Genomic DNA, 18,029 nt, shown 5'->3' on the forward strand with positions numbered 1-18,029 from the left:
GCGGGCGTGGCGCGGATGCAAGAACGGCCGCCTGGTCGGGGCGGCCGTGTCGAACGTGTGGCGCGGCGCGCGTGCCGCGCCACCCGGCTTCGTCATCTCACGCGTTCATCACCATTCGGCGACGCTGCCGTCCGCGTGGCGCCACACCGGGTTGCGCCAGCGATGGCCGGTCTTCGCCATCTCGCGCACCTTCTCCTCGTTCACGTCGATGCCGAGCCCCGGGCCCTGCGGGATCGCGACGAAGCCGTCCTCGTAGCGGAACACTTCAGGGTTGCGCAGGTAGTCGAGCAGGTCGTTGCCCTGGTTGTAGTGGATGCCGAGGCTCTGTTCCTGGATGAATGCGTTGTAGCTGACCGCGTCGAGCTGCAGGCACGCGGCGAGCGCGATCGGCCCGAGCGGGCAGTGCAGTGCGAGTGCGACGTCGTAGCTTTCCGCGAGCGTCGCGATCTTGCGGCACTCGGTGATGCCGCCCGCGTGCGACGCGTCCGGCTGGATGATGTCGACGTAGCCGCCCGCGAGGATGTGCTTGAAGTCCCAGCGCGAGTACAGCCGTTCGCCGAGCGCGATCGGCGTGTTGGTCTGGTTGACGATGTCGCGCAGCGCTTCGGCGTTCTCCGACAGCACCGGCTCCTCGATGAACATCAGCTTGTACGGGTCGAGTTCCTTCGCGAGCACCTTCGCCATCGGCTTGTGCACGCGGCCGTGGAAGTCGACGCCGATCCCGACGTGCGGGCCGACCGCGTCGCGCACCGCCGCGACGTTCGCGATCACCTGCTCGACCTTGTCGTAGGTGTCGACGATCTGCAGCTCTTCGGAGCCGTTCATCTTCACGGCCTTGAAGCCGCGCTCGACGACCGCGCGCGCATTGTTCGCGACGTCGCTCGGGCGGTCGCCGCCGATCCACGAATACACCTTGATGCGGTCGCGCACCTGGCCGCCCAGCAGCGCGTGCACGGGCACGCCGTGATGCTTGCCCTTGATGTCCCACAGCGCCTGGTCGACGCCCGCGATCGCGCTCATCATGATCGGGCCGCCGCGGTAGAAGCCCGCGCGGTACATCACCTGCCAGTGATCCTCGATCAACAGCGGGTCGCGGCCGACGAGGTAGTCGGCCAGTTCCTGCACGGCGGCCTCGACGGTGTGCGCGCGGCCTTCGACGACCGGCTCGCCCCAGCCGATGATGCCCTCGTCGGTTTCGATCTTGAGGAACAGCCAGCGGGGCGGAACGACGAAAGTTTCAAGGCGGGTGATTTTCATGACGCGAGTCTCCATGATTGACCGGCGCGGCCGGGGCGCACGATCCGTGCTTTCGCGGTTATCCTAGCGTAGTCGAATAAAAAATAGTATTAATAGCATTAATGTGCAGATAGTGGGCAGCCCGCCCGACGGAGAACGATCATTCAACGCGACCTGCATGGACAGACGGCCTTCCGGCTCGCGACGGCGATCCTGCGCGGCGACTATCCGCCCGAATCGCTGCTGCCGAGGGAACCCGACCTGATGGAGATGTACGGCGTGAGCCGCACGGTGATGCGCGAGGCGCTGCGCACGTTGACGTCGAAGGGGCTGGTCGAATCGCGGCCGAAGGTCGGCACGCGCGTGCGGCCGCGTCGTGCGTGGAACCTGCTCGATGCCGACCTGCTCGACTGGTATGCGCGCGTCGCGCCGCCGCTCGCGTTCGCGCTGAAGCTGCAGGAGATGCGCGAGATGATCGAGCCGCACGCGGCCGCGCTGGCCGCGCGCACCCATACGCCCGAAGCGTTCGACGCGATCGACGACGCGGTGCGGGCGATGGCCGCCGCGCGCAACGTCGACGAATGGGTGCGCGCCGACCTGCGCTTTCACCTGAGCGTGCTGGAGGCCGGCGGCAACGAGCTGCTGGTGCCGCTCGGCGCGCTGATCGATCGCACGCTCGAGGCGCAACTGCAGCTGAACGCGCGCCGGGCCGAGGTGTACAACGCGTCGCTTGCCGAGCACACGGCCGTCAGCGACGCGATCCGCGTGCGCGACGAGGACGGCGCGCGCCACGCGATGGCGATGCTGCTCGCGGTGACGCGCGCGCGGATCGAGATGTCGTGACGGACGCGAGGCGGGCGGCGCCGGCGGCGTGCCGTCAGGCGTTCGCGCAACCGCCCGGCTTGTGGATGCGTTCCGTCGACGGCGGGTACTTCGCGAGGAGGCTCGCCGGCCGCCGCGGGCGGGCGACCAGGTCGCCGCCGCAGTTCGGGCAGCGGCCCTTCAGCACGTCGTCCGCGCAGGTCGCGCAAAACGTACATTCGAATGTGCAAATGCGCGCTTCCGCCGAATCGGGCGGCAGGTCCTTGTCGCAGCATTCGCAGCCGGGGCGCAGTTCGAGCATGACGGTCTCCTGGGTCGGTGAGGGATGGGCGCCGCCCGGGCATTGCGTGCGGCGCATGCGAGCGCTACTGTACGCGCTTGGATCGGCCCGGCCAACGGTGTCCCGCCCGGGCGCCGGCGATGCGCACGGGCTGCACCGGGAGACGACCATGCTTTATCGCGGAAGCTGTCATTGCGGAGACGTGACGTTCGAGGCGGAAGGTGACCTGCAGGGCGTGATGGCGTGCAACTGCTCGATCTGCCAGCGCAAGGGCGCGCTGATGTGGTTCGTGCCGCGCGATCACATGAAGCTGCTGACGCCCGACGAGCATCTCGCGACCTACATGTTCAACAAGCACGTGATCCAGCATCGCTTCTGCAAGCGCTGCGGGATTCATGCGTGCGGCGAAGGCGTCCATCCGGACGGCACCGCGATGGCCGCGATCAACGTGCGCTGCCTGGAAGGCGTCGACCTCGACGCGCTGCCCGTCACGCACTACGACGGCCGCTCGCTCTGAGCGGCGCATCGGCGCGGGCGCCTGCGGGCCGCGATCGCGTCACGACGGTTGCACGGCCGCCGCGTTCGGCGCGGGCGTTTCCGCTTGCGGCGCCGGTCCGGCGGTGCGCGTGCCGGCGCTGGCCGGGCGTTCGATCAGCGGCGCGAGCGCCGGCGCCATCGACTTCAGCAACTGCACGGCCATCGCGCTCGTGAAGTCGTAGCGCGCCGCATACGGCTCATGCGCGGTCGCCGTCAGCACGCCGAAGAACCGGTCGCCGAGTGCGAACACGAAGGTGCCGCTGCGATTGACCTTGCGCGACTCGATCAGCCGCGCGCCGCGCGCATAGACGTTGAAGCGCTGGTCGCCCGTCCCCGTCTTGCCGTACACGTCGAGCGTCTTGCCGTCCGGCAGCGTGAGCCCGCCTGCGAGGCGGCGCGCGGTGCCGTTGAGCACGACGTCGCGCAGCAGCGTGTGCGTCACGTTGACGATCTCCGGCGCCAGCATCGGCTGCGGCTGCGCGGCCGCGCGCACGAAGCGCGTTTCGTACGGCGTGCCCTTCGCGAAATCGAGCCGCGTGATCGTTTCGGTCGGCGCCTTCTGGCCGCCGTTGGCGATCAGGCCGATCAGTTTCGCGAGCGCGTCGGGCTGGTCGCCCGATGCGCCGATCGCGGCTGCATACGACGGCGTCACTTCCGCGAACGGATAGCCGAGCGCGCGCCACGACTTCGTGATCTCCGCGTACGCACGCAGCTCGACCATGCGGCGGATGCGCCGGTCCTGCGTCGCGTGGTAGCGGGTCTTGTACAGCCACGAATACGTGTAGAAACGCGCATCGCGGCTGTCGCGCTGAACCTCGGCGAGCGATGCGCCCGGATGCGCGCGCAGGTAGTTGAGTGTCCACAGCGCGAGCGGATGGACGCTCGCGATATAGCCGCGATCGTTGAGATTGAAGCGGTCGATCGCGTATTTCGCGTAGAGCGCGGCGAGATCGTCGTCGGACAGCGTCGCGGCCGGCGTGCCCTTCAGTTGCGCACGCATCTGCGCATTGAACCATGCGGGCGATTCGTTCGGCGCGACGCTGCGCAGCACCGTCGCGAGCTTCGGCGGCGACTTGCGGACGTCGCGCAGCATCAGCGCGAGTGCGTCGTCGGGCGCCTTGCCCGCATAGCGCGTGTAGTAGCGCTTCACGTAGACCTGGCTTTCGCCGTCGACGAATTGCTGCAGGTAGTGCTGGCGCTGCGCGGGATCGTTGAGCCACGACGACGACGGCCCGGCCGCCTGCAGCGTCTCGTAGTGGACGATGTCGCGCATCAGCCGCACGAACACCAGGTTCACCGAATGCTCGAATGCCGCGTGCAGCGTCATGATGCGGCCGTTGTCCGACTTCTCGAAGTTGGAGAACACCTGCGCGCCGCCGCCCGTGTAGAACACGTCCGGGCTCGCCGAATACTTGCGTTCGACGGAGGCGTCGAGCATCGCCTGCAGCGAGCGGTCGCGCGTATGCGACAGATAGTCGAGCGCCCAGCGCGACAGCCCGTCGATCGGATCGGGCTTCACGCGCGCGAGCTCCGCTTTCGACAGGTTCGCGTAGCGCGCATGCAGGTCGGAGACGATCTGCAGGTACGTGATCAGCGTGCGCAGCTTCGCGGTCGAGCCGAGATTGATGCGGCCGCCGCGATTCACGTCGAACGGCTGGTTCACGCTGTCGGTCTGCACGCGCAGCAGGTTCGCGCCGTTGCGGTGTTCGTAGAGCGTGAAGCTGTACGTGAGGTGCGACGGGTCGTCCTTCGGCGCGAGCATTTCGAAACCGTACAGGCCGGCGGCCTGTGCGCCTTCACGTGTCGACGCTTGCGCGAGCCGCTCGGCGACCGCCTGCTGCACGCCGTTGTCGAGCGTGCTGGTCGCCTGGAGATCGAGCTGGTCGAGCTGGTACAGGTCGCTGATGCCGAGCGCCGACAGCAGCGACGCGCGCGCGGACGTGACGGCCTTGCGCGACACGAACGACTGCACGCGCGCGGCGGCCGGCGGCGCGCTGCGTTCGATCTGCGCGGCGAGCGCGGCATCGCGCAGCGCGGGCGAGATCACGCCGCCGTTCGACAGCAGCCGCAGGTAGCTGTCGGTCAGCTTCTGCAATGCCGGATAGCCGCGGTTCAGGAAGTACGACGGCGCGCGCTGCGCGATCAGCAGCGACAACACCTCGCGGAACGTCTTGCCCTGCTGATCGACGTTGTCGCCGGTCGTCGGCGCGGACAGTACGCGATTCACGTCGTTGAAGTCGCGGCCGTACCACGCGGCGAGACCGTCGCCGATGCCGGTGATTTCGCCCACGTGCGGCCGCGCGGCGAGCGGCACCGAGTTCAGGTAGCGCACGACGATCGTGCGGCGCGCGAGCATCGTCTGCGGACCGTTCAGGTAGGCGCGCACCGACGCGGAGGCGATCTGCCGCAGCTTTTCGGGCGGCGTCGCGGTGCGGCCCTCGGGCGAATGGCGGAACTTCTCGATCTGCGTCGCGAGCGTGCTGCCGCCCGGGCGCGCCTGGTGGCGGTTGACGACGTGCAGCGCCTGGTCGGCGAGCGCGCGGCTGAAGCGTCCCCAGTCGATCGCCGGGTTGCGGTTCGGCTCGTTCGCATCGAGCAGGTAGCGATCCTCGATGAACAGCAGCGAATCGGTGATCACGCGCGGCACCGTGTCGAAATCGGCATAGACGCGCTGCGGAAACACGGTCGCGAACAGCGGCGAGCCGGTCGAATCGAACAGCATCAGGCCCGTCTGGTCTTTCTCTTCGTAAGGGAGGAACAGCCCGCGCTCGCCGAGCGACAGCATCCGCTGCGAATCGCGCGCCTGCTCGCTGACGACGAAGCCGCGTGCGAGCAGCCGCTGCTGGAACGCGGGAATCATCGCGTAGCCGAAGCGCTGGTCGTACGGGCCGTTTGCCGGGAAGCGGATGTGATCGCTCGGCCCCGCCTCGACCGTGTAGCCGACGTCGCGGGTGAGCTCGGACAGGTAGTGCGCCTGCAACCGGGACGTTTCGATCTCGGTCTGCACGAGCCGTGCGACGATCGCGACCGCGATCAACAGTGCGGCGAGCAAGGACCACTTGACCCACGTCCACACCGAGGCGGGACCGGTCACGCGCGGCAGGATACGATTCAGCGGCCGATTCATGGCGGCGTCTCCCTGAGGGCGCGGTTATCCGGCCGCACCCCATTAAGGATTAGTGTAGTCCTCCGCGGCGGGCTGCCAAGGGCGGTTGACTACCGAGATGCGCCGGCGCAACAGGCGTGCCCACGCGAGCCGCGCGGCGGCTCGCGGGCCGTCGGGGCGCCTGCCGGCGCGCCGCCGCGACCAGGCGAGGGCCGCGCGGGCGGCGGCGAATCGGTGTGAAAAATGGTGTGCGATGCCACCCTTCATTCAACCGACGAAATGGTCGATCAGGTGATCGACGAAAAGCCGGGCCTTGCGCGGAAAGTGACGGCGGCTCGGGTATGCGACGTTCATCTCGAGCGTCTCGAGCCGATAGCCGGGCAGCAGCGCGAGCAGTTGGCCGTCGTCGAGATCCGACTGGACGAGGAAGTCCGGCAGGACCGCGATGCCCATGCCGGACAGCGCCCAGTTGCGGATCAGCCCGACGTTGTTCGACGACGCGGACTTGTTCGGGCGCACGGTGATGCGCGTCTGGTCGTGATCGAACGACAGGTATTCGCCCATGAAGTCGGCATGGAACGACAGGCACGCGTGCGACGCGAGGTCGTGCGGATGCGCGGGCGCGCCATGCCGGTCGACATAGTGCGGTGCGGCGCAGACGATCTGCTTGAGCCGCGTGAGCGGGCGCTTCACCAGCGTGTTGTTGCTGATGTGCTGGGACAGCAGCAGCCCGACGTCGAAGCCCTCCGACACGAGGTCGACGTGACGATCGACGATCGTGACCTCCGGCACGATGGCCGGGTGGCGCATCTTGAACGCGTCGATGGCCGGCGCGAGCACGTGCATGCCGAACATGACCGGCGCGGCGATTTTCAGCGATCCGATCGGTTCGTGATGCATCGACGCGATCGTTTCCTCGACCCGGTCGATTTCGTCGATCACGTGACGGATCTGCGCCAGATAGAGGTGGCCTGCGTCGGTCAGCGACAGGCTGCGGGTGGTGCGATTCAGCAGGCGGGCGCCAAGCCGGTCCTCGATGCTCATGACGAGGCGGGTGGCCGATGAATTGGAGATGTTCAGTTCCGTGGCGGCGCGCGCGAAACTACGAAGTTCGGCGACCTTGACGAATAGTCGCATCGGTAGGAGTTCGTCCATTTTCTTATCGATAAACAGAAGGCATTTGCTGAATTTTAACGCCCCGTTTTAATGAATGTTTATTATGGAATAGCGTGTTTATCGGGTGTGCGAACGGTCGGAGAATGGTAGGTTTTGAGGTGGGAAGGGCGTCGAATGAATGATTCGAATCGGCTTGCTATTAAGCCTTTTTGATGTATTTGTATTTAGTACTTGTACGAAAATATAGGCTACTTTTTTCATTAAAGCATCAGACATTATCGATGCAATGCGATGCCGAACCAGCTGTGTCCTGATCGCCATGACGACTTCATGCGATCGTGCCGGCGCACGGCTCCGATGGAACAGGGGAACGGGTCGTCGCAGGCAGGCGGGTTCGACGCGTCATGGTGCGTGAGCACACCGCGACGCCGAATAGCCGTGTGCGGCGAAGGCGTGTTGCGACGGCCGCCCGATGCGGAGGGCCTGCGTCGCGGCCGTGGCGAGCGGTGATATGCTCGCGGGACGCCCGCGACCGACGGGCAGTATCACGATACCCGTGCGCGGTTGCGTTGCGCGGCGTTTCCGAGGGAAGAACCGACATCATGAGCCGCAAATTCATTCTGAAGGGCGACACGACCGATCATGGCGGCGTCGTGCTCGAAGGGATCGCCAATTCGTCGTTCGACGGGCGCGAACTCGCGTATCTCGGTGCAGCCGTGTTCTGCGCGGCGTGCAAGTCGCCGGGCGTGATCGTGTCGGACGGCGGCGAGCGCACGATGACCGTGATGGGCAAGGTCGTCGCGCTCGAGCACGACCTGTGTCAGTGCCAGTGCACGCCGCTGCCGAAACTGATCGCATCGCAGGCAACCGGCACGATCTCGGGGTAACGCCCACCGCGCGGCGTCGAGCCTCCGAGGCTCGCCGTCAGACGCTGCCTTCGGTCTCGATCACCAGGATGCGCGCGCTGCCGAGCGGATGCGCGACGTGTTCGGTGCCGACCGTCGCGTGGAAGACGTCGCCCGTCTCCAACACCGTCGCATGCTCGACGCCTGCCTCGCGGTAGCGCATCTCGACGCGGCCGTCGAGCACCGCGAATACCTCCTCGCCGTCGTTCACGTGCCAGCGATACGGCTGGTCGGTCCAGTGCAGCCGGACCGTGATGCCGTTCAGGTTCGCGATGTCGAGGGCGCCCCACGCGCGGTCCGCGGTGAATGCGGCGCTCCGGATGATGTTCATCGAGATGGTCTCCCGCACGCGTGCGCGCTGCTTTCCCATGATTGTTCCGACATCCGCATTCAACGCGGCGTCGCGCGCAGCGCGTGCTCGACGATCTGCTTGCGTTTCGCGAAGCCGGCGGCCGAACGTTCGGTGACGCGCTTCACGACCGCGGCCGGCGCGGTGTCGGGCGAGCCGGCGTCGAACGGCGGCGCCGGCGCATATTCGAGTTGCAGCTGGATCGCCTGCGCTTCTTCTTCGCCGACCAGCTCCGCGGCGATCGTCAGCGCGAAGTCGATGCCGGCCGTCACGCCGCCGCCCGTGACCAGGTTGCCGTCGCGCACGACGCGCTCGCGCACGGGTATCGCACCGAGCGGTTCGAGCAGCGCATGGAAGGCCCAGTGCGTCGTCGCGCGCCGCCCGCGCAGCAGGCCGGCCACGCCGAGCAACAGCGAACCCGTGCAGACCGACGTCACGTAGCGCGCGGTGGCCGCGCGCTGCTGCACGAACGCGATCGTTTCGGCATCGAGCAGCAGCTCGTTGATGCCGATGCCGCCCGGGATGCAGATCACGTCGAGCGGCGGGCAGTCGTCGAACGTGCAGGTCGGTGCGAGCGCGAGGCCGCTGCTCGACGCGACCGCGTCGCGCGACTTCCACACCAGGTGGACGGCTGCGTCCGGCAGTGACGCGAGCACGTCGTGCGGGCCGGTGAGGTCGAGTTGCTGGACACCCGGAAAGACGAGAAGGCCGATATGCAGGGTCATGCGAAGACTCCGAGAGGAAGGGAACGCGCGCCGTTCGGCACGGGATGGACAGATCGATTCTAGGCGCGTAGTGTTTGGCGAAATTGCCATATCCCCCACGTTTTCAGCCAATCGCCATGCCTGCCGCCGCCCCGCGCTCGATCCTGGTCCTCGCGTTTCCCCGTGCGCAACTGCTCGATGTGACGGGCCCGCTGCAGGTATTCGCGTCCGTCAACGAGCTCGCGCTGGAGCGCGGGCAGCCGGCGCCGTATGCGCCGCGCGTCGTGGCCGTCGAAGCGGGACCGGTCGAGACGTCGTCGGGCCTCGTCGTGATGGCCGAGTCGCTGCGCGCGGCCGCGCGCCATCCCGATACGCTGATCGTCGCCGGCGGCAAGGGCGTGCATGCGGCGTCGAAGGACGCGCGGATGGTGCGCTGGGTGCGGCAGCAGGCCGGGCGCGCGCGGCGCGTGGCGTCGGTCTGCACCGGTGCGTTCCTGCTCGCCGAAGCCGGCCTGCTCGACGGGCGGCGCGCGGTCACGCACTGGGCGCGCTGCGACGAATTCGCGGCGCGCTATCCGAACGTGCGCGTCGAACCGGACCCGATCTTCATCCGCGAAGGCGCGCTGTGGACGTCGGCCGGTGTGACGGCCGGCATCGATCTCGCGCTCGCGCTGGTCGAGGAGGATCTCGGGCGGGCGACCGCGCTCGACGTCGCGCGCGAACTCGTCGTGTTCCTGAAGCGTCCGGGCGGGCAGGCGCAGTTCAGCACGATGCTGTCGATGCAGCGCACCGCCGACCGGTTCGGCGAGCTGCACGCATGGATGGCCGAGCACCTGACGGCCGACCTGTCGGTGCCCGCGCTCGCCGAACGCGTGAGCATGAGCGAGCGCAGTTTCGTGCGCCACTATCGCGCGGCAACCGGCCGCACGCCCGCGCGCGCGGTCGAGCAGATCCGTGTCGAGGCCGCGCAACGCCTGCTCGGCGAAACGGCGTGGCCCGTCAAGCGGATCGCCGGGCGTTGCGGCTTCGGTTCCGAGGAGACGCTGCGGCGCAGTTTCGTGCGCGTGCTGGGCGTGTCGCCGCAGGGATATCGCGAGCGGTTCGTGCGGTGACGTACGACGGATGAGTGGGCTCGCCCGGAACTGCACGGAAACGACGCGATTTCCAGTCCGAAGCGTCGAAACTATTCGGCATTGGAGAACAATAGACGGGGGCTTGTGCCGCGCTTGCCGCGCGCTCTATTCTGTTCCGTTGGCGATTCGAAGGGGGAAGCAGCATGGACCGAATCCAGGCAATGGAAGTTTTTACCCGCGTGGTCGACGCGAACAGCTTCACGCGGGCGGCCGACACGCTCGCGATGCCGCGCGCGTCGGTGACGACCATCATCCAGAATCTCGAGGCGCTGCTCGGCGTGCGCCTGATGCACCGGACGACGCGCCGGCTGTCGCTGACGCCGGAGGGCGCCGCGTACTACGAGCATTGCATGAAGATCATCGCGGAGATCGCCGAGGCCGACGCGAGTTTCCAGACCGGCAACCGCAAGCCGAGCGGCGTGCTGCGCGTCCACATGCCGAGTTCGCTCGGGCGGCGCATCGTGCTGCCGTCGCTGTCGATCTTCCGGCAGCGCTATCCGGACATCACGCTCGAGCTGGGATTGTCCGACCGTTACGTCGATCCGGTCGAGGAAGGCATCGACTGCATGATCCGGGTCGGCCCGCTCGAGGATTCGTCGATGGTCGCGCGGCGCATCGGGATGCTCAAGCGCGTGACGTGCGCGTCGCCCGATTACCTCGCCCGTCACGGCGAGCCGAACGAGATTGCCGATCTCGTCGAACATCATGCGGTGAATTTCCGGTCGAGCCACGGCGCGCGGGCGATTCCGTGGGTGTTCATGATCGACGGCAAGCCGTTCGAGGTGCGGATGAACGGCAGCGTGACGGTCAACGACTCGGATGCGTACGTGACGTGCGGGCTCGAAGGCTTCGGGATGATCCAGCCGACGCTGTTCATGGTGCTGCCGAACCTGCGCGACGGATCGCTCGTCGAGGTGCTGCCGGACTGCAATCCGAAGCCGAAACCGATCTCGATCGTCTATCCGCACAACCGGCATCTGTCGCAGAAGGTGCGCGTGTTCGCCGACTGGATCGCGGAGGTGTTCGAGTCGACGCCGGCGCTGGAGGGCGGGGAGAACTGGCGGGGGAAGCTGCGGGCGCAGACGCCGGATGCGCAGCGCGGCGCGGTGGTGGCGTAGTCGCGGCGCAGCGCGCGGCCTGAAGGCGGGCAGCGCGCGACACCGCGTGCGCCGGATGAGGCAATGAAAAAAGCCGCTGTTTCTTTCGAAACAGCGGCTTTTCGCATTTGGTGGCGAATCAGGGATTCGAACCCCGGACCTGCGGATTATGATTCCGTCGCTCTAACCGACTGAGCTAATTCGCCGTGAAGACTTGAATTATGTCGATCGGCCGGTCAGCTGTCAATACCTTTTTCCATCTTTCCCGAAAAAAGTTGCCGGCGGCTCGTGCCGGCCTCCATCGCGGGCGGGCGCCGGAAGGCGATTCTCCGCCGGCCGTCCCCCGCCGCGGACCCGACATCAATCCTGCGCGTAGATGTCCGAGTCCTTCGTCTCCTTGACGAACAGCAGGCCGATCACGAACGTGGCCAGCGCGATCACGATTGGATACCAGAGCCCCGAGTAGATGTTGCCCTTCGCCGCGACGATCGCGAACGCGGTTGCCGGCAGGAAGCCGCCGAACCAGCCGTTGCCGATGTGATAGGGCAGCGACATCGACGTGTAGCGGATCCGCGTCGGGAACATCTCGACCAGCATCGCGGCGATCGGGCCGTAGACCATCGTCACGAAGATCACGAGGATGGTCAGAATCACGATCGTCATCGGCCAGTTGAGCTGCGCCGGGTCGGCCTTCGCCGGATAGCCGGCCCCCTTCAGCGTCGACGCGAGCGTCTTGTCGAACGCCGCACCCTGCGTCTTCGCGTCGGCCGCCTTGCCGTCGTAGGTCTGGATCACCGTGTCGCCGACCTTGATTTCGGCCAGCGTCCCGGCCGGGGCCGCGACGTTCTCGTAGTTCAGGCCGGCCTTCGCGAGCGCGCTTTTCGCGATGTCGCACGAGCTGGTGAACTTCGACGTGCCGACCGGGTTGAACTGGAACGAGCAGGTAGCCGGATCGGCGACGACCGTGATCGGCGCCTTCTGCGTCGCGAGTTCGAGCTGCGGGTTCGCGTAGTGCGTGAGCGCCTTGAACAGCGGGAAGTAGGTCAGCGCGGCGATCAGGCAGCCGGCAAGGATGATCGGCTTGCGGCCGATCTTGTCCGACAGCGAACCGAAGAACAGGAAGAACGGCGTGCCGATCAGGAGCGCGATCGCGATCAGGATGTTCGCGCTGGCGCCGTCGACCTTCAGCGTCTGCGTGAGGAAGAACAGCGCGTAGAACTGGCCCGTGTACCACACGACCGCCTGGCCGGCCGTCAGGCCGATCAGCGCGAGGATCACGATCTTCAGGTTCTTCCACTGGCCGAACGCTTCGGTCAGCGGCGCCTTCGACGTCTTGCCTTCCGCCTTGATGCGCAGGAACACCGGCGATTCATTCAGTTGCAGCCGGATCCACACCGATACCCCGAGCAGCAGGATCGACGCGACGAACGGCACGCGCCAGCCCCAATTGCCGAACGCTTCCTCGCCGATGAACGTGCGCACGCCGAGGATCACGAGCAGCGACAGGAACAGGCCGAGCGTGGCCGTCGTCTGGATCCACGCGGTGTAGAAGCCGCGACGGTTGGCGGGCGCATGCTCGGCGACGTAGGTCGCCGCGCCGCCGTATTCGCCGCCGAGCGCGAGGCCCTGCAGCAGCCGCATCGCGATGAAGATCACGGGAGCGGCGATGCCGATCGACGCGTAGCCGGGCAGGAAGCCGACCACGAACGTCGAGACGCCCATGATCACGATCGTCACGAGGAACGTGTGCTTGCGGCCGACGAGGTCGCCGAGCCGGCCGAACACGATCGCGCCGAACGGCCGCACCGCGAAACCGGCCGCGAAGCCGAGCAGCGTGAAGATGAACGCGGCGGTCGGATTGACGCCGGAGAAGAAGCTCTTGCTGATGTAGGCCGCGAGCGAGCCGGCCAGGTAAAAGTCGTACCACTCGAACACGGTGCCGAGCGACGACGCGAAGATCACCTTCTTCTCTTCGCCCGTCATCGGCGAGTGCGAAATTTGCCCGCCTAACGTTGCCATGAATCGTCTCCAAGTCCCTTGATATAGATGTGCGGCCGCCTTGGGAGGGGCGGGCCTGTCGACGATTATTGGCACGGAAACTTACGGCGCACTGACTCGCGCGCACAAAACGACTGCGCGTTAACCCGTGTCGAATCGGCGGCTTCGCGCGCGGATCGTGACGCGAACGTCCGGTAAAGCGCCGGTTTCGACGTATCTGCAGCCGAGCCGCGGCGGCGTACGTCAGGGTTAATCCGGGGCGGTGTCGGTCAGCGGCAGGCTGATGCGCACGAGCGTGCCGGCGAGACGCGGCGCATGCTGGTAGACGTGATCGTCGAGCGTCAGCGTGCCGCCGTGCTGCGTGGCGATCTCGCGCACGATCGCGAGCCCGAGGCCGCTGCCGTCGCCTTCGCGGCCGAGGATCCGGTAGAAGCGCTCGACGACGCGCTCGCGCTCGCCGGCCGGGATGCCGGGGCCGGTATCCTCGACTTCGAGATGCACGCGCCGCGCCGCGCGCTCGGCCCGCACGCGCACCGTGATGCGTCCGCCTTCCGGCGTGTAGCGGATCGCGTTGTCGATCAGGTTGCCGAGCATCTCGCGCAGCATCACCGGGTTGCCGTCGACGTCGAGCGGCGCGTCGTCGTCCGGGCCTTCGTAGCCGAGGTCCATGCGTTTCGCGAGCGCGGCCTGCACCCAGTCGCGCACCGCGCGCCGCGCGAGCGCGGCGATCTCGACCGGCTCGAACGTCAATCCGCTCGCACGGTTCTCGGCGCGCGCGAGCGCAAGCAGTTGCGTGACGAGCCGCGCGGCCTGCTCGGAACTCGTCGCGATCTGCTCGAGCGAGCGCTGCACGTCGGGCGGGACCGGGTGGCGCATCGCGAACTCGGCCTGCGTGCGCAGGCCCGCGAGCGGCGTCTTCATCTGGTGCGCGGCGTCGGCGATGAAGCGTTTCTGCAGCGCCATGTTCTGTTCGAGGCGTGCGAGCAGGTCGTTGAACGACGTGACGAGCGGTTCGATCTCGGGCGGCGCGCGCTGCGCCTCGACGGGCGACAGGTCGTCGGGCCGGCGCGCGCGGATGTGCGCCTGCAGCGCGTTGAGCGGCGCGAGCCCGCGCGACAGCCCGAACCAGACGAGCAGGATCGCGAGCGGCAGGATCACGAATTGCGGCAGGATCACGCCCTTGATGATGTCGTTCGCGAGCGCGTTGCGCTTGTCGAGCGTCTCGCCGACCTGCACCAGCACGGGCTGCGCGCCGCTCGTCTGCGGCAGCGCGACGGTCGTATACGCGACCCGCACGTCGTTGCCGCGCAGCAGGTCGTCGCGGAACACGACGACGCCCGGCGGCGGGCGGTCCTCGTCGCGCGGCAGCGGCATGTCGGCTTCGCCCGCGACCAGCTCGCCGCGCGTGCCCAGCACCTGGAAGTAGACGCTGTCGATGTTGTCCGCGCGCAGGAAGTCGCGCGTCTGCTCCGGCAGCGTCAGCTCGGCGACGCCGTTGACCGGATGGATCTGGCGCGCGAGCACGTACGCGTTGGTCTCGAGCGCGCGGTCGAACGGGCTGTTCGCGATCGTTTTCGCGACGAGATAGGTGACGGCGATGCTCATCGGCCACAGCAGCAGCAGCGGCGCGAGCATCCAGTCGAGGATTTCGCCGAACAGCGAGCGCGGGCGCGGCGTTTCGGGCGATTCGGTTTCGTCGGGCGGCGCGAACGGGTTCTCGTAGCGCGCGTCGCGTGCCTCGTCGGCGGCCGACGACGGCGCGCCGGTCGGGTGGCGGGATTGGGCCGGCGTGGCCATCGCGGCGACGCCCGGCGTCAGCGCAGCGGCGTGCCGGCCGCCGCGGGCTGGGGCGCCGCCGTGTCGGCCGGCGTCGCGGGCGCGACCTTCTCGAGGCAATAGCCGAGGCCGCGCACGGTCGAGATCCGCACGCCGCTCGGTTCGATCTTCTTGCGCAGCCGGTGCACGTAGACTTCGATCGCGTTGTTGCTGACTTCCTCGCCCCATTCGCACAGGTGATCGACGAGCTGTTCCTTCGACACGAGCCGGCCGATCCGCTGCAGCAGCACCTCGAGCAGACCCAGTTCGCGCGCGGAGAGATCGAGCACGTGATCGTTCGCATACGCGATGCGGCCGACCTGGTCGAACGCGAGCGAGCCGTGGCGCACGACGGTCGGGCCGCCGCCGGCGCCGCGCCGGGTCAGCGCGCGCACGCGCGCCTCGAGCTCGTTGAGCGCGAACGGCTTGGCCATGTAGTCGTCGGCGCCGAGGTCGAGTCCCTTCACGCGTTCGTCGACGCTGTCGGCGGCGGTCAGGATCAGCACGGGGAGATTGGAATTGCGCGCGCGCAGGCGCTTGAGCACGTCGAGCCCGGACATTTTCGGCAGCCCGAGATCGAGGATCAGCAGGTCGAAAGTCTGCATCGACAGCGCGGTGTCGGCGTCGGCGCCGCTCTTCACGTGATCGACGGCATAGCCCGATTGGCGGAGTGACCGGGTGAGGCCGTCCGCGAGTATGCTGTCGTCTTCGGCGATGAGAATTCGCATGTTGCTGACCGATGCCGGCAGGGCGTTCGCGCCGGTGCGGCTGTCTCCGAAGTTATTCGTGCACAACGCGCTGCATTGCGGGCTTGCACAAAACACTGTTTTTTTATACAGTGTCTGCATTCGTGGGCAGCGCTTGAAAGGGGCGCGCCTCCAACAGACGCTGCTCATCATAGCAAAGGACGATTCATGGAAGATAGCAAGAAGGGCTCCGGGATGACCGCCGAGAAGAGCAAGGCGCTGGCGGCCGCGCTCGCGCAGATCGAAAAGCAGTTCGGCAAGGGCTCGATCATGCGGATGGGCGACGGCGAAGCGGCCGAGGATATCCAGGTCGTCTCCACGGGGTCGCTGGGTCTCGACATCGCGCTGGGCGTCGGCGGCTTGCCGCGCGGCCGGGTGGTCGAGATCTACGGTCCGGAATCGTCCGGTAAGACCACGCTCACGCTGCAGGTCATCGCCGAGCTGCAGAAGCTGGGCGGCACCGCGGCGTTCATCGACGCCGAGCACGCGCTCGACGTTCAATATGCCGCGAAGCTCGGCGTGAACGTGCCGGAGCTGCTGATCTCGCAGCCGGACACCGGCGAGCAGGCCCTCGAAATCACCGATGCGCTGGTGCGCTCGGGCTCGATCGACATGATCGTCATCGACTCGGTCGCGGCGCTCGTGCCGAAGGCCGAAATCGAAGGCGAGATGGGCGATTCGCTGCCGGGTCTGCAGGCCCGCCTGATGTCGCAGGCGCTGCGCAAGCTGACCGGCACGATCAAGCGCACGAACTGCCTCGTGATCTTCATCAACCAGATCCGGATGAAGATCGGCGTGATGTTCGGCAACCCGGAAACCACGACGGGCGGTAACGCACTGAAGTTCTACTCGTCGGTGCGTCTCGATATCCGCCGGATCGGCTCGATCAAGAAGAACGACGAGGTGATCGGCAACGAAACCCGCGTGAAGGTCGTCAAGAACAAGGTGTCGCCGCCGTTCCGCGAAGCGATCTTCGACATCCTGTACGGCGAAGGCATTTCGCGTCAGGGCGAGATCATCGATCTCGGCGTGCAGGCGAAGATCGTCGACAAGGCGGGCGCCTGGTACAGCTACAACGGCGAGAAGATCGGCCAGGGCAAGGACAACGCGCGTGAATTCCTGCGCGAAAATCCGGAAATCGCGCGCGAGATCGAGAACCGCATCCGCGAATCGCTCGGCGTCGTCGCAATGCCCGATGGCGCAGGCAACGAAGCCGAGGCGATGGACGAAGAAGAGTGATGGTTGCGCGCCGAGGTCAGGCCGGCGAGCCGGAGGAGCACGACACGCCCGAAACGGCGGGTCGCTCCGGCCGGCGAGGCGGATCCTCGGGCGCCGACCGGCGGAGCGCAGGCGGCAACGCCGCGAACCGCACCGCGACGAGGGCATCCGACGATGCCCTCGTTTCGTTTGAGATTGCCGCACCGGACGATCCGTTCGACGACGATGAGTCGTTCGACGCGCACGATCGGTCCCGCCGTCGCGTGTCCGGTGTCCGCTTCCCGGTCGATCGCACAGCCGATGCGCCGGCGACGGAAGATGTCTATACGCGCAGCAGCCAGCATCCGCGCCGCGCACGCCGTGCAGCCGGCGCGTCTTCCGGCGATGCCTCGAGTGACGCGCCGGGCGCCCGCGAGCGCAAGTCGTCGAAGCCGCCGCGGTCGTTGAAGGGCCGCGCGCTCGGCTATCTGTCGAGGCGCGAATACAGCCGCGCGGAGCTCGCGCGCAAGCTCGCCCCCTACGTCGGCGAGGACGAATCCGTCGAGCCGGTGCTCGATGCGCTGGAAAAGGAAGGCTGGTTGTCCGACGCCCGTTTCGCCGAGAGCCTCGTGCATCGCCGCGCGTCGCGTGTCGGCGTCGCGCGCATCGTCGGCGAGCTGAAGCGCCACGCGGTCGGCGACAGTCTCGTCGAAGCGGTGAATGCACAATTGCGCGAGACCGAGTTGACGCGCGCGCAGGCCGTCTGGCGCAAGAAATTCGGTGCACTGCCGCAAACGCCCGCCGAGCGCGCGAAGCAGGCGCGCTTCCTGGCCGCGCGCGGCTTCTCGAGCGCGACCATCGTGAAGTTGCTGAAGGTCGGCGACGATTTCCCGATCGACGACTGACGGGCCCGGTCGCGCGCGTGGCGCGCGATTTTGCTGCATTGCAACCGCTTCCGGACAGGCGGGAATACCCGCCGTCGCGGCAA

The 18,029-nt window shown here is 67.3% G+C and carries 17 protein-coding genes and 1 tRNA gene; 8 read left to right on the forward strand and 10 right to left on the reverse strand.

The genetic code is table 11. From position 1 onward, the window contains the following. Nucleotides 1–108: 108 nt before the first annotated feature. Nucleotides 109–1,257, reverse strand: a complete 1,149-nt coding sequence (dgoD, locus tag H0X95_RS11690; protein ID WP_006483258.1) for a galactonate dehydratase — start codon at nucleotides 1,255–1,257, stop codon at nucleotides 109–111. 138 nt (nucleotides 1,258–1,395) lie between these two features. On the opposite strand from dgoD, the gene H0X95_RS11695 reads away from it, so the two are divergent. Next, nucleotides 1,396–2,079 carry a FadR/GntR family transcriptional regulator gene (locus H0X95_RS11695; RefSeq protein ID WP_034178258.1) on the forward strand — a complete coding sequence of 228 codons (684 nt, stop codon included), beginning with the start codon at nucleotides 1,396–1,398 and terminating at the stop codon, nucleotides 2,077–2,079. A 34-nt stretch (nucleotides 2,080–2,113) separates the two neighbouring features. On the opposite strand, the gene H0X95_RS11700 is transcribed toward H0X95_RS11695, so the two are convergent. Then, nucleotides 2,114–2,359 (reverse strand): DUF1272 domain-containing protein, encoded by a 246-nt coding sequence (locus H0X95_RS11700; protein ID WP_006483256.1) that lies wholly within the window; start codon nucleotides 2,357–2,359, stop codon nucleotides 2,114–2,116. A gap of 148 nt (nucleotides 2,360–2,507) precedes the next feature. On the opposite strand from H0X95_RS11700, the gene H0X95_RS11705 reads away from it, so the two are divergent. Beyond that, nucleotides 2,508–2,855 (forward strand): GFA family protein, encoded by a 348-nt coding sequence (locus H0X95_RS11705; RefSeq protein ID WP_196446049.1) that lies wholly within the window; start codon nucleotides 2,508–2,510, stop codon nucleotides 2,853–2,855. A 39-nt stretch (nucleotides 2,856–2,894) separates the two neighbouring features. Here the strand turns inward: H0X95_RS11705 and H0X95_RS11710 are convergent, their stop codons facing one another. After that, nucleotides 2,895–6,002 carry a transglycosylase domain-containing protein gene (locus H0X95_RS11710; protein ID WP_059720711.1) on the reverse strand — a complete coding sequence of 1,036 codons (3,108 nt, stop codon included), beginning with the start codon at nucleotides 6,000–6,002 and terminating at the stop codon, nucleotides 2,895–2,897. A 246-nt stretch (nucleotides 6,003–6,248) separates the two neighbouring features. Further along, nucleotides 6,249–7,136 carry a LysR family transcriptional regulator gene (locus tag H0X95_RS11715; RefSeq protein ID WP_034201402.1) on the reverse strand — a complete coding sequence of 296 codons (888 nt, stop codon included), beginning with the start codon at nucleotides 7,134–7,136 and terminating at the stop codon, nucleotides 6,249–6,251. Nucleotides 7,137–7,699: 563 nt separating this feature from the next. Between H0X95_RS11715 and H0X95_RS11720 the strand changes: the two genes are divergently transcribed. Then, the gene (locus H0X95_RS11720; RefSeq protein ID WP_006483555.1) at nucleotides 7,700–7,984 is read left to right on the forward strand and encodes a PAAR domain-containing protein; all 285 of its coding nucleotides are present in this window, start codon (nucleotides 7,700–7,702) and stop codon (nucleotides 7,982–7,984) included. A 37-nt stretch (nucleotides 7,985–8,021) separates the two neighbouring features. Here H0X95_RS11720 and H0X95_RS11725 read toward each other — a convergent pair whose 3' ends face one another. Both H0X95_RS11725 and H0X95_RS11730 read right to left on the reverse strand, forming a co-directional pair. After that, a complete protein-coding gene (locus H0X95_RS11725; protein ID WP_021033176.1) occupies nucleotides 8,022–8,333 on the reverse strand; it encodes a cupin domain protein in 312 nt (103 codons plus the stop codon). Nucleotides 8,334–8,392: 59 nt separating this feature from the next. Further along, nucleotides 8,393–9,076: a DJ-1/PfpI family protein gene (locus H0X95_RS11730; protein ID WP_006483566.1), complete on the reverse strand. Its 684-nt coding sequence runs from the start codon at nucleotides 9,074–9,076 to the stop codon at nucleotides 8,393–8,395. A 116-nt stretch (nucleotides 9,077–9,192) separates the two neighbouring features. Here H0X95_RS11730 and H0X95_RS11735 point away from each other — a divergent pair, with 116 nt between their 5' ends. Together H0X95_RS11735 and H0X95_RS11740 are read left to right on the forward strand one after the other, a co-directional pair. After that, nucleotides 9,193–10,167 (forward strand): GlxA family transcriptional regulator, encoded by a 975-nt coding sequence (locus H0X95_RS11735; protein WP_048989299.1) that lies wholly within the window; start codon nucleotides 9,193–9,195, stop codon nucleotides 10,165–10,167. Between the two features lie 164 nt (nucleotides 10,168–10,331). Then, a complete protein-coding gene (locus tag H0X95_RS11740; RefSeq protein ID WP_059720710.1) occupies nucleotides 10,332–11,306 on the forward strand; it encodes a LysR family transcriptional regulator in 975 nt (324 codons plus the stop codon). A gap of 108 nt (nucleotides 11,307–11,414) precedes the next feature. Here the strand turns inward: H0X95_RS11740 and H0X95_RS11745 are convergent. The 4 genes from H0X95_RS11745 to H0X95_RS11760 form a co-directional block, all read right to left on the reverse strand. After that, nucleotides 11,415–11,491, reverse strand: a tRNA-Met gene (locus H0X95_RS11745). Between the two features lie 154 nt (nucleotides 11,492–11,645). Beyond that, complete coding sequence (locus H0X95_RS11750; protein WP_006483562.1) at nucleotides 11,646–13,304, reverse strand: MFS transporter; 1,659 nt, start codon at nucleotides 13,302–13,304, stop codon at nucleotides 11,646–11,648. A 228-nt stretch (nucleotides 13,305–13,532) separates the two neighbouring features. Next, on the reverse strand, nucleotides 13,533–15,080 hold the full coding sequence (locus H0X95_RS11755; RefSeq protein ID WP_006497348.1) for a sensor histidine kinase: 1,548 nt from the start codon (nucleotides 15,078–15,080) through the stop codon (nucleotides 13,533–13,535). 17 nt (nucleotides 15,081–15,097) lie between these two features. Further along, nucleotides 15,098–15,826 (reverse strand): response regulator transcription factor, encoded by a 729-nt coding sequence (locus tag H0X95_RS11760; protein WP_196446050.1) that lies wholly within the window; start codon nucleotides 15,824–15,826, stop codon nucleotides 15,098–15,100. Here H0X95_RS11760 and H0X95_RS11765 point away from each other — a divergent pair. Genes H0X95_RS11765 through recX form a run of 3 tightly spaced genes read left to right on the forward strand, consistent with a single transcriptional unit; the run spans nucleotide 15,825 to nucleotide 17,946 of the window. Then, nucleotides 15,825–16,043 carry a hypothetical protein gene (locus tag H0X95_RS11765; protein WP_125332991.1) on the forward strand — a complete coding sequence of 73 codons (219 nt, stop codon included), beginning with the start codon at nucleotides 15,825–15,827 and terminating at the stop codon, nucleotides 16,041–16,043. The two genes, H0X95_RS11760 and H0X95_RS11765, sit on opposite strands and share 2 nt — an antisense overlap. Beyond that, nucleotides 16,013–17,083: a recombinase RecA gene (gene recA, locus H0X95_RS11770; RefSeq protein ID WP_006486701.1), complete on the forward strand. Its 1,071-nt coding sequence runs from the start codon at nucleotides 16,013–16,015 to the stop codon at nucleotides 17,081–17,083. Before H0X95_RS11765 ends, recA begins: the two co-directional genes overlap by 31 nt. Then, nucleotides 17,083–17,946 (forward strand): recombination regulator RecX, encoded by an 864-nt coding sequence (gene recX / locus H0X95_RS11775; RefSeq protein WP_006486692.1) that lies wholly within the window; start codon nucleotides 17,083–17,085, stop codon nucleotides 17,944–17,946. The genes recA and recX overlap by 1 nt, the downstream gene beginning before the upstream one ends. The last annotated feature ends 83 nt before the right edge of the window (nucleotides 17,947–18,029 follow it).

Source organism: Burkholderia sp. 9779_493 (assembly GCF_015712215.1).
GTDB lineage: Bacteria > Pseudomonadota > Gammaproteobacteria > Burkholderiales > Burkholderiaceae > Burkholderia > Burkholderia cenocepacia.

Bases quoted from the DNA above. Each gene is read 5' to 3' on its own strand.
- dgoD (WP_006483258.1), bottom strand. From the start codon at position 1,257: ATGAAAATCACCCGCCTTGAAACTTTCGTCGTTCCGCCCCGCTGGCTG.
- H0X95_RS11700 (WP_006483256.1), bottom strand. From the start codon at position 2,359: ATGCTCGAACTGCGCCCCGGCTGCGAATGCTGCGACAAGGACCTGCCG.
- H0X95_RS11705 (WP_196446049.1), top strand. From the start codon at position 2,508: ATGCTTTATCGCGGAAGCTGTCATTGCGGAGACGTGACGTTCGAGGCG.
- H0X95_RS11710 (WP_059720711.1), bottom strand. From the start codon at position 6,002: ATGAATCGGCCGCTGAATCGTATCCTGCCGCGCGTGACCGGTCCCGCC.
- H0X95_RS11715 (WP_034201402.1), bottom strand. From the start codon at position 7,136: ATGGACGAACTCCTACCGATGCGACTATTCGTCAAGGTCGCCGAACTT.
- H0X95_RS11720 (WP_006483555.1), top strand. From the start codon at position 7,700: ATGAGCCGCAAATTCATTCTGAAGGGCGACACGACCGATCATGGCGGC.
- H0X95_RS11725 (WP_021033176.1), bottom strand. From the start codon at position 8,333: ATGAACATCATCCGGAGCGCCGCATTCACCGCGGACCGCGCGTGGGGC.
- H0X95_RS11730 (WP_006483566.1), bottom strand. From the start codon at position 9,076: ATGACCCTGCATATCGGCCTTCTCGTCTTTCCGGGTGTCCAGCAACTC.
- H0X95_RS11735 (WP_048989299.1), top strand. From the start codon at position 9,193: ATGCCTGCCGCCGCCCCGCGCTCGATCCTGGTCCTCGCGTTTCCCCGT.
- H0X95_RS11740 (WP_059720710.1), top strand. From the start codon at position 10,332: ATGGACCGAATCCAGGCAATGGAAGTTTTTACCCGCGTGGTCGACGCG.
- H0X95_RS11750 (WP_006483562.1), bottom strand. From the start codon at position 13,304: ATGGCAACGTTAGGCGGGCAAATTTCGCACTCGCCGATGACGGGCGAA.
- H0X95_RS11755 (WP_006497348.1), bottom strand. From the start codon at position 15,080: ATGGCCACGCCGGCCCAATCCCGCCACCCGACCGGCGCGCCGTCGTCG.
- H0X95_RS11765 (WP_125332991.1), top strand. From the start codon at position 15,825: ATGTTGCTGACCGATGCCGGCAGGGCGTTCGCGCCGGTGCGGCTGTCT.
- H0X95_RS11760 (WP_196446050.1), bottom strand. From the start codon at position 15,826: ATGCGAATTCTCATCGCCGAAGACGACAGCATACTCGCGGACGGCCTC.
- recA (WP_006486701.1), top strand. From the start codon at position 16,013: ATGGAAGATAGCAAGAAGGGCTCCGGGATGACCGCCGAGAAGAGCAAG.
- recX (WP_006486692.1), top strand. From the start codon at position 17,083: ATGGTTGCGCGCCGAGGTCAGGCCGGCGAGCCGGAGGAGCACGACACG.